We start from the raw sequence: 12,957 nt of genomic DNA, 5'->3' as shown, positions 1-12,957 counted from the left end.
ATAACGGTAATTATAATAATAAACGCTATAAAAATGATGATATCGAAGACAACATCAAGCGAGAATCGCGTTATCCAGCGATTAAACAACGAGCGGTTAATAAAGTAAGAGCGATGGGTTACCGCGTGGATGATATCGAACTCGATGAAAAAAATGGGCGCGGTGTGTTCGAGATTGAGGCTAAGCGCGGCTCACAAGAGTATGAAATTTTGCTTGGCTATCCAAACTTAAATGTGATTAGGGTTGAGAAAGACTGATCCTTAAAATGTGAATCATTAAAGTGCTCATAAGACGATGGAGAAACTATCATGAAGATATTGACCTTTTCAGCATTAAAAGCTGTGTTTGCCGCTGGGCTGGTGGCTACGTTAATTAGCGCCACCGTTGGTTGTACCACTGTGACGCCAAGATATGAGGGTCACAAAGTCTACCATCCAAACGGTCATCATCAAGGTAACGACAAGTACAATAATAGTCGGTATAAGCATGGTCGCTATAATCATGACAACTATAAAACCAATAATGGCCGTCACCATAATAAAAAAGATCATCATAAGAGCAATAACGGTCGCTATAAGTACAAAAAACATCATGAAAGTAATAACGGCCGTTACCACAATAATGGTCGCTATCAAAAAAATCATTACCGCTATCAATAAACTTGCTCGAAAACGTCAAAAATGACGTATATCAGTATGCGTTTAATATCTGGTCATGCTTTTAAAACCTGCTATTAAGCTTTTGGCATCGTTGACTATTTGGTGCCTTTGGTCAAATAAGCCAGCCCTTGGTTTATTTGACCATTTTTTTACAATACGGTTTTGTATAAAACGATTTGATACAGCATAATTGACCACGCCTTTAATATCATAAGAGGATATAATGAAAAACATTTTTTTATTAAGAACTACTGTTACCACCAGTATGATTACAGCGTTATTGACGATAATGACGGGCTGTGTCACCGTACCTGGTTATAACGCATACGGTGACCTTTACGAAGATATCTACAAAGATAGCAAGATCTATAAAAAACACAAAAAAACCATTAAATCCATTGATAAAGAGCTTTATCAACCTGCTATTGAGCAACGAGCTGCTAATAAAGTCAGCAATATGGGCTACCGCGTTAAAGATGTCAAGTATAAAAAAGGCGACAGTAAAATCAAAGTAAAGGCCAAACGCGGCGGTGAAGACTATAAAATCGAGCTTGGCTATCCAAGCTATAATGTGATTAAAATAAAAGAGGACTGATAACTGGCTTTAGAATTCTAATACCTCAATTACATCATAGGCAGGAGTTTCATAGGGATGCGCCTGCTTTAGTGCCTCAACAACTGGCTTAATGTAAGCAGTTGCCACTACCATCTCTACCCGCCATTCCTCAACGGTTTCAAGTTTATCATGCGTCCCGATATGTGGATGACTGCCAACCAATGGCTTAAATTGCCCTGCCCCTTTTACCTGCCAACAGCACTGTTCATAATCGCCAATCTTTCCAGCACCTGCTGCGAATAAAGCAGACTTCACTTGCTCTAACGCCTCATCTGGAATAAAAACGGTCAGTTTATACATCAGTTACTCCTTCAACCAAATATTAAAAAATATAGACTCATTATAAATTTGCTATCTTTTAGATAACGATGGATGGTCAGTCCAAATATATCGTAATAACCACTCTTTTGCCTCACCCGCATAATCAATTCCAATCCGTGGGCGCAGCGACACGGGTGGCTGACAGCCATCATCTTCGAGCCAAAGTCCTGAGTCAGGCGTCATGAGTTTACCGTATAACGTACGGTCTATGTTCAAGCGCTTAGTCAGCTTGCCAGGGCCAGCAAACTGCTTAGGATGCGTCAGCTGTTTATCTGCGCTGAGCAATTTCTCTTCAATTAAGCGATCGCTATCTTCTGTTAAAAACCCTGCCCGTATTAATACCGCTTCTGGCGACTCTGCTGGTCCACTGACTAAATTGAGCATATGATGTATGCCATAAATCAGATAAACATAAATGACACCGCCTTGGCTATACATAATCTCAGTACGCGGCGTTCGAGTGCCTGCATGGGCGTGACAAGCGGCATCATCTTCACCGATATAAGCTTCCGTCTCGGAGATCCGCATTCGCAATATTTTCTGCGTTCCATCGCTATCTGTTAATTGTCTGCATAAAACTTTGCCAATCAAATCGGCCGCTACCACACAGGTTGGGCGGACAAACCAAGTAGGTTCTAAAATAGTGGATTGAGTATCAGGTAATATGGGATGTAACATCAATGACGACCTTTTTTCTTATTTTCTTATATCTATGTTTGTATATTAACGGTATAAATTTAACATAAAAGACGACTCATTGCTGTCGAGAGATAGACTCTATTACCTATTGCAACTCATGTTATACAGACAATTAACTCAGTCTAATAGTAAGCTTAAAACTCGCTATTCAATCTTAAAGTTAAAAAATTAAAAACATCCAACACTAAAAAACACAATCAAAAGGATAAGACGATGAGTAACTCTAATGCGAACAATGATAAGCAGCACAATAATAATAGTAATAAGAATACTGGCGAAAAAGACACGGATAAAAACGCAGCGATGAAAAATAACAACGCTAATAACCCTTTCAAAGACAACACTAATCACGATTCAAAAGATAGTCAGTCTAAAACAGACGATAGCAGCAAAAACGACAAACAGAATAATCAGTCAGACAGTAAAGACAGTAAAGACAGTAAAGACAGTAAAGATGGTATGTCGTCTAATAATGATAGTAAAGATGATACGTCATCTGATAAAGACAACAAAAACGACAAATCATCTGATAAGGATAATAAATCTTCTGATAAAGAAGATAAGTCATCCGGTAAAGACAACAATAAAAACTCTAACAAAGACGATAAAAACAGTAAAAATGATGACTCTAAATCTGGCGACGACAAAGAATCTTCTTTAAAAGACACTGCAACAACTAAAGCAAAAGAAGTCGCTGGTACCTTAGCTGATAAGGCAGCGGATGCGATGGAGACTGCTGCTAAGAAAATTAAAGAAGCACGTAAAGATAAATAATATAATCATTCACATAAAAAAACTGAGCTCAGGGCTCAGTTTTTTTATGTATTAAGTGCTAGATAAATTTAGTTTAATGGCACACCAATACGTTTTGCCACTTCTTCATAGCCTTCAATCACATCACCCAATGATTGGCGGAAACGGTCTTTATCAAGCTTTTTCTTGGTCGCTTTATCCCAAATGCGGCAACCATCTGGTGAAAATTCATCACCTAAGACGATGCGATCGTGAAATACGCCAAATTCAAGTTTAAAATCTACCAGTATCAAATCGCCTGCATCAAACAGCTCTTTTAACACTTCATTTACTTGATGGCTTAGCTCTTTCATTTTTGCCAATTGAGCTTCATTTGCCCAATCCAGAGAGATAGAAATGGACTCATTGACCATTGGATCGCCAAGTGCATCGTCTTTATAAAAAAGCTCATAGGTAGAGGGCGTCAAAGCTTGGCCTTCTTCTAAACCCAGTCGACGCACCAAACTGCCAGCGGCAAAATTACGGACGACGCACTCAACTGGAATCATCTCTAGACGCTTGACCAGCACTTCATCATCTGACAATTGCTTTTCAAAATGGGTTTCGATACCAGCGTCAGCCAGTTTTTGCATGATAAAAGCGTTAAAGCGGTTATTCACCACGCCTTTACGAGCAAGTTGCTCGATACGCTTACCGTCAAGCGCTGAGGTATCATCGCGGAAGTGTAAAATCAGTAGATCGTTGTCTTCTGTTTCATAAACAGATTTGGCTTTGCCTTTATACAGCAGTTGTTGCTTTTGCATTATGGGAGTTCCTGTTCGTTCAAGCTTATGTGGTAAAAACGCGCAGTGACCGCTAAGCGCTTTAAATTAGGTTAAAAATCTGTTTAACATAATCAAAAACCAGCGGTATAAATAGAGGTGAAAAAAGGGTTTATTTTGAGGCCTGGGTTGTCGCAACGGCACGCTGCGGTTTTGGCAATTGATACTGCTTACCCGACTCGTTCTCTAACTTTAAGGTATTCGCGCCTACATTAGGAGTAGGATATAGCGGAACAAATGGGGCGGTTTCTTGCGCAGCAGGAAGCTCTAGCGGCGCCAGTTTCTTGCTTTGCTGATATTCAAGGCTACCATTATCACGCTTACCAAACAGCTCTTTTGTCGCTTGGCAGCCGCTCAATACTAACATACTACCCAAAACTACGCTCATTAGCATTGGGAATATTTTCACAGGGGTTGATGATACTGTCATCATATTATCTCTCTAAGTTAGCATTCGTTGCTGATTTAGTAGTTATTTAGCAAAACGTTTTTATCTTTAAAATATCTGATGAACGGCACTTTTCTATTATGTACGCGCGAAGCTACGTTTGCCCATCGCTCTTTTGCACATAACTACACTAAGTTTGCACGGATTAAGGCTTCATCAATCGTTGCATGGTGCTCTTCAGCCAACCATACCAATGGCAACCGGATACCTGTTTCTATCATGCCCATTTTATGCAGCGCATATTTGACAGGAATAGGACTTGATTCGATAAATAAATCGCGGTGTAAATGCTTAACCACATCATGGACTTTATGAGCCGCGTCAAAATCACCGCGCAGCCCTGCGCTAAAGGTTTCACTCATAGCTTTTGGCGCAACGTTGGCTGTCACCGAAATATTGCCTTTTCCCCCAAACTTCATGAGCTCAAGGGCAGTACCATCGTCACCCGATAGCACGACCATTCTATCACCAACCGCTTTGATGAGTTGTTCACCACGAACCGCCGAACCAGTAGCGTCTTTAATAGCGACAATATTATCAATATCAGCAAGACGCTCAACCGTTTCTTGAGCGATATCAACAACGGTACGACCCGGCACGTTATAAAGCATCTGCGGTATTTTTACCGCTTCAGCGATGGTCTTATAGTGCTGAAACAAGCCTTCTTGGGGCGGCTTATTATAATAAGGCGCAACCAATAACGCACAGTCTGCACCTGCATCAGCGGCATCTTGGGTCAACTTGATGGCTTCCATCGTATTGTTAGCGCCTGTTCCAGCAATTACGGGGACGCGACCTTTGACATGCTGGACAAAATAGCGAATCACATCGCTGTGCTCTTGCATCGACAAAGTCGCTGATTCACCAGTCGTGCCGACAGCGACGAGGCAATGTGTGCCCTGCTCAATCTGCCAATCTATGAGGTCTGCCAGACGTTTATAATCGACCGTGCCGTCAGGGTGCATGGGCGTTACTAAGGCTACCATTGAACCTTGTAGTCGGGATTTGATATCGTCGAATGCTGTGCTCATAACCGTGCCTGTATTATCCTAGCTTTTATTAAAGCTATCACATGATAAGTCGTTTGCAAGTGTCTCTATACGTCCTACTAAGCTTAACGTTGAATAAAAATAACGTAAGGGACAATCTCTTGCGTGATGTTCATACTATTTATATATTCTGATGTTATTAATGCTATGTTTATCTACCGGTATTCAACCGCTAATAACCATAAAAACGCCTGCTAGTGTAGCATATTTTGGCTTTATCGCTATCAATCAATTAATGCTTAAAGTCTCTGATCAGCGAAAAATGACTCACTATTGAGCTGCTAAGCACTGCTTTACTGGTCCTAAAAATTGGTCTTAGAATCTAGCGCGAAAACCAAACAGTTAGTGTAGCGTAATTGCTGAGTATGGATAAAACCTTTTTAAATATTTTAACCAATCGTCAACACATCAATGAGCGGTCAATATATCCTCACAGATAAATAGGAGACTATGCTCAAAACTGCCTAATAACGCTACCAATCACTACTCAATCCGCAAACCAATAATACCCGGGATACCTTGACGCAATATTTCAATCGTAACCACCCCTTTTTTGGGTAATGAGGAAGCGGCACTAGAAAAATCGTTGACCGTTTTGATGGGTTTTTGATGTAGGTTGGTGATAACGTCGCCTGCCAGTATGCCCGAACGCGCCGCAAGTCCCGTCGGCTCAATTGCTGTGACCAATACACCAGTCTTGTTATCAGACGCTAGCTCTATTTGCTCCTCCGGTGTCAAGTTGCGCAGCGCTAACCCCAAGCTAATGCCGTTGGTCTGCTGAGCCCCAGTTTGCGACTGCATATCATTAGACGCGTTACTGAGCTTGCCGCTTACAATAGATTGCTTACCATCACGCTGAATTTGAACGCGAAATATGTCATCAGGTCGCGCCCGATTGATGAGATTTAACAAATCTGAGGCTTCCATAATTTGGGTATCGTTGTATTTTAAAATAATGTCCCCCGATTTTAACCCTGCTTTTTGGGCGGGTGAATCTGGCGATACGCGCGTTAATAACGCACCTTGTGGACGCGCTAAGTTATAAGCTTCGGCTAAATTACGGTCGATATCTTGTGGAAAAATACCCAAATAAGCGCGCGCAACTTCACCATTGTTTTTAAGCTGCTCATAAATATCCATCGCCGCATCAATCGGGATAGAAAATGACAGTCCCATATAGCCACCTGTGCCACTAAAAATACGCGAGTTGATGCCGATGACTTCACCACGCTGATTAAATAGTGGACCACCAGAGTTTCCTGGGTTCAATGCAACGTCAGTTTGAATAAAGGGCACACTGGTCTCACGTGAAAAATTTCGCGACTTGGCGCTCACAATGCCTGCCGATGCCGAATAATCAAAGCCAAATGGCGAGCCAATCGCCAATACGGGCTCTCCTACTTTTAACGCATTAGAGTCACCGATTGGTAATGCTGGGAACTGACGACCCGTCACTTTTAGTACCGCCACATCCGAGCGCTCATCACTACCAACCAGCTTTGCATCAAGCTCCGTTCTGTCATTGAGCGTCACAGTGATTTTATCTGCACCTGCTACCACATGGTGATTGGTGAGCATATATCCGTCAGTAGTTACGAAAAAACCTGTGCCATAAGCGTGTTCAATCGCAGGCGTTGCTGCTTGGTCAGGAATATGCAAGCGATCCCCAAAAAATTTGCGCAACAGCTCAGCGGTTTGCGCTTTGGCAAGCTCGGCCTCACTGACGGTTTTGGTGACGTTTACCCGCGCTACCGCTGGGGTAACTTGCTGAACCAATCCAGAAAAATCGGCGGTGGTAACGGCTGCCTGCGCATTTGGCATGGTCGCTATACTAATACCAGCAACCATGCTTGTTGCAATCGCAAGTGCCAACGTACTCTGTTGTAACCAATGCGTCAAATTGTGCGTATTTGATGCTTTTTTAGACATATTGATAGGCATGTTATCCTCCATATGATAAGTCTTTATAGTTGTTATAAACTGGTTGTTATAAACGGTTAAATAGGACCGTTATCAAGGCATATTTCATCAATGTGCTGTGCTGTGCTGTGCTGTGCCGACAATAGCTCAGCTTGCTCATCAATTAAGATTTAGAAAATCTGTCTTTATAACCTGACTTTATACGGTTAGGTTATAAATTTTACGGCGTACTTGTGTCCCGTGCTCTTATCAATCCGCTCTTGCAAAGAGAGTCTACTTGTTAGTTTACCGTCCATTTTGGACTTATGGTATAAAACTTTATCTTTTCTATATAAAGAAAGTTGGTGCTATTACCCTACTTTTCGTATTTAAAGAAAACGTGGTAATTTGCATTTGCTATTGAAATATAGTCATTAAAAAACCATTACTATAGCCACTTCTAGGTTATCAATAATAATAGGTTATCAATACTAAAAATTAACGCAAGACTGCTTTATTGATAACGTGCTGACAATGTCAGCTTTATCAAGCTTTATGTTTAGCTAATAAAGCAGCGCAAAGCCACCCCTAAAATACATAAAATAAAACCATGTTATGATAACAAGCCAAATAATTTATATGACAAACAAAAGTTAATTTTTGTAGGCCATTATCTTAGCAGCTTGGCAGTCTTCACCTTGTTTTTCATCTTTTGCTTTCTAGATTATGCTTAGTAATATGGAAAGACCTTTGTCTTTACTGCGATATCGTATTGATAACAAACCTCACCTGTGCGTTGATTGATACAGTGATTGATGCGTTTATTAATAAGCGATAGATTGAGCGCTCAGCGGTGACGAATATTTGCAACAACTCATTTAGGCAACTTTTGCTGCAGCTTATGATAGCAGCGCCGGTAGCGCGCCTGAATAGATATAAAATGTGACAAGATTATAAAAGGATTAATTTATGGATACCGCCCTATTGTTATCTGGCGTGGTTGGGCTTGGTATTGCCGCCCAATGGTTGGCTTGGTATTTAAAGCAACCGTCCATTTTGTTTTTATTACTGATTGGTATTATTGTTGGCCCGATATTAGGCGCTTTTGATCCTGATTTGGTATTGGGCGAGCTGATGTTCCCTTTTATTTCATTGGGCGTGGCGATTATTTTGTTTGAAGGCTCGCTGACTTTAGAGTTTGATGAAATTAAACAACACGGCTCTGTGGTACAGACGTTGGTATCGGTCGGCGTACTTATCACCATTGCGATTGTAGCGCTATCCACTTACCTTTTGTTCGATGTAGACCCTTTAATTGCCTTACTTTTTGGTGCTTTGGTCTGCGTGACTGGCCCAACGGTGATTATGCCATTACTGCGCAGCGTGCGTCCGAACAAAACCATTTCGAACATTTTGAAATGGGAAGGTATTATTATCGATCCTATCGGCGCGATTGCGGTGGTATTGGTTTATGAATATATCATCTCAGGCGGTGAAGCCAGCAGTATATTACTGTTTGCCAAAATTGTGGTGTTATCGACGATATTGGGATTGGTTGGCGCATGGCTATTGGCATTTTTAATGCGTCGCCATATGATTCCTGAATTTTTACGCAATGTTTTCACCCTTGCTTTTGTGCTGCTGCTATTTTCTATCTCAAACCATTTAGAACATGAATCTGGCTTATTAACTGTCACTGTTCTTGGCGTGGCGCTGGCTAACTGGCCAAAATTCCCACGCGAGACGATTTTAGAGTTCAATGAATCATTAACCATCTTATTGGTATCGGTATTATTTATCATTCTTGCCGCCCGCGTTGAGCTTGCAAGCTTGCTTAGCGTTGGTTTTGCTGGATTGGTGCTGCTAGCGATTGTGATGTTTGTCGCGCGTCCGTTATCGGTGTGGGCATCGTCTATCGGCTCTAACCTAAAAACCAATGAAAAGCTGATGATTAGCTGGATTGGGCCACGCGGTATCGTTGCCGCTGCTATCTCATCCTTATTTGCCATTCGTTTGCAAGAGTATGATATTCAAGGCGTTGAGCTGCTCGTACCTTTGGTTTTCCTTGTCATTATTGGTACGGTAATGATTCAGGGTTTGGGCGCAAAAATGGTTGGCAATTTCTTGGGCGTACGCGAGCCTGAAACCAACGGTATCTTAGTCGTCGGCTCCAACCCTATCGCCTTACTGGTCGCGACGTCTTTAAAAGACCAAGGCTTTGATGTCATCGTTGCGCACAATAACTATACCAATATTGCTCGTGCGCGCATGAGCGGCCTGCGTACTTACTTTGGTAATCCTATCTCTGACCATGCTGACCACCACTTAGATCTTATCGGTATTGGGCGCCTATTTGCTATGAGTACCGATAGAGAGATGAATACCTTGTCTGAGATTCATTACCGTCACGAGTTTGGCGAGCGTAAAATTTATCGCCTTAAATTCAGTGATGAAAAAGTCAAAAGTGAGCGCGATGATAAACAAGGTAACTTCCACTCGCAGTGGTTATTTGGCAAAGATGTCACTTATACCAAGCTTGCCAGTATGCTATCGAAAAAGGCTCGTATCAAAATCACTAACATCACTGACAGCTACAGCTTTGAGCAATATAAAGCTGATAATAAGCAGTTTGTGCCGCTTTATACCGTGGATAAAGAGGGTAAATTGCACGTTATTACCGATAAGTTCGATGGGATGGTGCCGCGTGATCGTAAGCTAATCTCATTGGTCATTGATGATGAAGTACAGCCAAAGCCAGTTGACGTAACGCCAAAGCAAGAACAAGCGCGCGCGGCGGCAGATGCAAGCTTTGAGTCCAGCTCAAAAGCGCCTGAAAAGCGTAAAGAAATGGAGCTTACCGAGGAGAATAACGAAACCAATGCGCCTGAGCCTATAGCGCCAACTGCTAAGGAAGCCGATAAAAAGATAGATAACGTTGCTGAAACAGTCACTGAAACAACAACTAAGCCAGCCACTGAAACAGCATCTGAAACAACAACTGTGTCAGAAAATCAGCCCAGTTCCGCGCCTCAGCCACCAAATACTCCTGCTGAAAAAGGAAACGCTCAAGCAAGCGAGCCTAAAGATAAAGCGGCTAATAAAGGAGTGATGTCGGACAATTCGACAGCAACCTCGAAAACCAAGACTCCTAGTAATGCCAACGGCAATGGTAGCGCGCCAAAAACCAAAAAAGGCACGCTTGATCCAAACCGCTTACCTGACTCAAGTGGCGATCACGCCGCTAAAGCGAGTAATGACGATCAGGATAAAAACGTGGCTGATACTATCGATAACGATAAATAGTAACAGCTATTTTTCAAATACTAATCCATAAACACCAAAGCCCCAGCTCAGTAGTTGGGGCTTTTTGCTTAGATGGTAAAAAGTAGAAATTCGAGTGCCAGATAGCATGAACCTAATAGCTCTGAAACAGCGTTAAGTTAGCACTGACTTAGCTTAAATTTTTCTTGAACCGTCTGCCAGATACGTTCACTAACTTTATCAGCACTACCTGACGCATCAATACGTTGAATGCGCTCAGGCTGCTCGCTCGCAAGGACGCTAAAACCTTGATGCACTCGAGTAAAAAACTCAGTCGCTTGTTGCTCAAAACGATCAGCGGCGCTACGTTTATTGGCGCGAGCCATCCCTTCTAATACGGGCAAATCCAACCATAAGGTCAAATCTGGTAATTGGTCAATAAATTGCTCAATAAGCATGGCAATTTTGGTGCGTACAGCACTATCACCATGGGCACGTCCAAAACCTTGATAAGCAACGGTCGAATCGGTAAAGCGGTCACATATTACCCACGTACCACGTTGCAGCGCAGGCAAAATTACTTGTTGTATATGGTCACAGCGCGCCGCAAACATCAGTAGCAGCTCGGTATCGTCATTAATTTTGGTATTAGGATCTAGTAATATTCCTCGCAACTGCTCAGCAAATGGACTGCCGCCCGGCTCACGGGTTCTAACATAATCAATGCCCCTTGCTTGTAGGTGCTTGCAAAGCTGCTCGATAGCAGTGGTCTTGCCAACGCCTTCAGTGCCTTCAAAGCTAATAAAGCGCCCTTGAGTGGACGCTGTATTCATAGAGTGGTTAGGTAAGTTTACTTGTGATGATTTTTCTTGTGCTGATTTTTCTTGTAGTGATGCTGACATGATATGACCTTATGTCATTGATGAGCGTTATGTCTTTATATAGATAACTATATAAAGATATAACGCTCGATACACGATAGGTTTTTAGAAAAGATAGAGGATTAAATTAAGACGGCGGCGTTTGTGCTCTCTTTTGACGCATGACGCTTAGATATTCTTTTACCGCTTGGTTATGCTCATTTAAGCTACTGGTAAATTTATGTCCCCCGTTACCCGTTGCTACAAAGTATAAGGCTTCGCTATCGGCAGGATGCAAGGTTGCTTCAATCGAAGCAGCAGATGGCAGCGCGATTGGCGTTGGTGGTAACCCATCGATTTGGTAGGTGTTATAAGCCGTCTTTTCATCAATGTCTTTTCGGCGAATATTGCCTTGATAACGGTTGCCCATGCCATAAATAATGGTTGGATCGGTTTGCAAGCGCATATTTTTATTCAAACGATTGCTGAATACCGCCGAGACCAAAGGACGCTCTTCTGCCAAGCTGGTTTCTTTTTCGATAATCGATGCCATAACGAGCGCTTCGTACGGACTGTTATAAGGCAAATCAGGATCGCGATTTTCCCACGCTTTGGTCAATGCTTGCTGCTGACGCTTATACAAATCGGTCAATACCTGTTTATCCGTACTGCCTTCGCCATAATAATACGTATCAGGGGCAAACCAGCCTTCAAGATTGTGATTGACAATAGGGTCATTACTATTCACTACCGAATCTGGCAAAATGCCGACCAAATCCAATGCCTGCGCGATGCTAGCATTCGTGCTATCAGCCGTTAGTACTTCTTTTTTAATGCCGTCGTTATCTCGTAGCGCTTGATATAAATCTTTTGAGGTTTTGCCTTCGATAATCTGAACCTTGACCATTGCCGCTTTTACGCCTTGTCCCAGTACTTCTAGTGCTTCAGCAAAGGTGGGGTTTTCTGGTAATTGATAAATACCAGCGTGCAATGGGCCATCGATTTGCGTTTTCATATAAAGCTTGGCAATCGTGGCAGAAAACAGCGGTATTTGCTGCTGCCACTGCGGCAATAGCCCATAATAAGTCTGACCCGACTCAATCGTCACCATCTGCTGTGGCTGCTCAATACGGCCAAATAGCGTCTGATAGACCATCACCAAAAAGAACGCGGCAATTAGCCCAAGTACCAATAATACCTGATAGCCACGCTGCATAAAAAACGATGGATTATCGGCTTTATAATGGCGTGGTTTAGTGCCACCGCTAATGAGCGAGATATCCGTCGCTGGTACTTCCTCTGCGCTAACGTCGTCAATGATGGTTTTTTTGTCCAGCGCTGTCGTCTCGACAGGCTGCTCCAGCGCGCCGTCATGGTCGTTTTTTGGCGACTCATTCGGACGTTCAGGCGGTATTTCAGGTGTAGGCGTACTCATGGTCACTCGCGGGGCAGAAGTTTGCTAGAATTTAGCACTGAACTGGGCGATTTTCAATGGTATTTGCTTAGCTTATGAATTAACTTGGTGTTTAGAGTAGATTATATGGCTTAATACGCACATCGCCTATTTGTTA

The 12,957-nt window shown here is 42.5% G+C and carries 12 protein-coding genes and 1 pseudogene; 5 read left to right on the top strand and 8 right to left on the bottom strand.

Going from position 1 to position 12,957, the window contains the following annotated elements; translation table 11 throughout:
• The 3 genes and pseudogenes from B4K26_RS01305 to B4K26_RS01295 all read left to right on the top strand — a co-directional run.
• Window positions 1-257: pseudogene (locus B4K26_RS01305) on the top strand (hypothetical protein); the annotation flags it as partial.
• 51 nt (window positions 258-308) lie between these two features.
• Window positions 309-659 carry a hypothetical protein gene (locus B4K26_RS01300; protein ID WP_296243077.1) on the top strand — a complete coding sequence of 117 codons (351 nt, stop codon included), beginning with the start codon at window positions 309-311 and terminating at the stop codon, window positions 657-659.
• 223 nt (window positions 660-882) lie between these two features.
• On the top strand, window positions 883-1,254 hold the full coding sequence (locus tag B4K26_RS01295) for a hypothetical protein (protein ID WP_296243076.1): 372 nt from the start codon (window positions 883-885) through the stop codon (window positions 1,252-1,254).
• Window positions 1,255-1,263: 9 nt separating this feature from the next.
• Here the strand turns inward: B4K26_RS01295 and B4K26_RS01290 are convergent, their stop codons facing one another.
• Together B4K26_RS01290 and B4K26_RS01285 are read right to left on the bottom strand one after the other, a co-directional pair.
• On the bottom strand, window positions 1,264-1,575 hold the full coding sequence (locus tag B4K26_RS01290; RefSeq protein WP_296243075.1) for an NGG1p interacting factor NIF3: 312 nt from the start codon (window positions 1,573-1,575) through the stop codon (window positions 1,264-1,266).
• Window positions 1,576-1,626: 51 nt separating this feature from the next.
• Complete coding sequence (locus B4K26_RS01285; RefSeq protein ID WP_296243074.1) at window positions 1,627-2,274, bottom strand: DNA-3-methyladenine glycosylase; 648 nt, start codon at window positions 2,272-2,274, stop codon at window positions 1,627-1,629.
• A gap of 234 nt (window positions 2,275-2,508) precedes the next feature.
• On the opposite strand from B4K26_RS01285, the gene B4K26_RS01280 reads away from it, so the two are divergent.
• Window positions 2,509-3,069 (top strand): hypothetical protein, encoded by a 561-nt coding sequence (locus B4K26_RS01280; RefSeq protein WP_296243073.1) that lies wholly within the window; start codon window positions 2,509-2,511, stop codon window positions 3,067-3,069.
• A gap of 68 nt (window positions 3,070-3,137) precedes the next feature.
• On the opposite strand, the gene purC is transcribed toward B4K26_RS01280, so the two are convergent.
• From purC to B4K26_RS01260, 4 genes are all read right to left on the bottom strand, one after another.
• Window positions 3,138-3,851, bottom strand: coding sequence for a phosphoribosylaminoimidazolesuccinocarboxamide synthase (gene purC, locus B4K26_RS01275; RefSeq protein WP_296243072.1), 714 nt, complete (start codon window positions 3,849-3,851; stop codon window positions 3,138-3,140).
• Between the two features lie 130 nt (window positions 3,852-3,981).
• Complete coding sequence (locus B4K26_RS01270) at window positions 3,982-4,302, bottom strand: hypothetical protein (RefSeq protein ID WP_296243071.1); 321 nt, start codon at window positions 4,300-4,302, stop codon at window positions 3,982-3,984.
• Window positions 4,303-4,442: 140 nt separating this feature from the next.
• Window positions 4,443-5,348, bottom strand: coding sequence for a 4-hydroxy-tetrahydrodipicolinate synthase (dapA, locus tag B4K26_RS01265; RefSeq protein WP_296243070.1), 906 nt, complete (start codon window positions 5,346-5,348; stop codon window positions 4,443-4,445).
• 501 nt (window positions 5,349-5,849) lie between these two features.
• Complete coding sequence (locus B4K26_RS01260; RefSeq protein ID WP_296243069.1) at window positions 5,850-7,307, bottom strand: Do family serine endopeptidase; 1,458 nt, start codon at window positions 7,305-7,307, stop codon at window positions 5,850-5,852.
• Window positions 7,308-8,234: 927 nt separating this feature from the next.
• Here B4K26_RS01260 and B4K26_RS01255 point away from each other — a divergent pair.
• Window positions 8,235-10,568: a cation:proton antiporter gene (locus B4K26_RS01255; protein WP_296243068.1), complete on the top strand. Its 2,334-nt coding sequence runs from the start codon at window positions 8,235-8,237 to the stop codon at window positions 10,566-10,568.
• Window positions 10,569-10,705: 137 nt separating this feature from the next.
• On the opposite strand, the gene tmk is transcribed toward B4K26_RS01255, so the two are convergent.
• Together tmk and mltG are read right to left on the bottom strand one after the other, a co-directional pair.
• Window positions 10,706-11,359 carry a dTMP kinase gene (gene tmk, locus B4K26_RS01250; protein WP_296243122.1) on the bottom strand — a complete coding sequence of 218 codons (654 nt, stop codon included), beginning with the start codon at window positions 11,357-11,359 and terminating at the stop codon, window positions 10,706-10,708.
• 175 nt (window positions 11,360-11,534) lie between these two features.
• Window positions 11,535-12,821 carry an endolytic transglycosylase MltG gene (mltG, locus tag B4K26_RS01245; protein ID WP_296243067.1) on the bottom strand — a complete coding sequence of 429 codons (1,287 nt, stop codon included), beginning with the start codon at window positions 12,819-12,821 and terminating at the stop codon, window positions 11,535-11,537.
• Between the last annotated feature and the right edge of the window lie 136 nt (window positions 12,822-12,957).

It is taken from the genome of Psychrobacter sp. UBA6766, from assembly GCF_002453355.1.
In the GTDB taxonomy this organism is placed as follows: Bacteria; Pseudomonadota; Gammaproteobacteria; order Pseudomonadales; family Moraxellaceae; genus Psychrobacter.
This window is presented reverse-complemented; position numbering and strand designations above follow the sequence as displayed.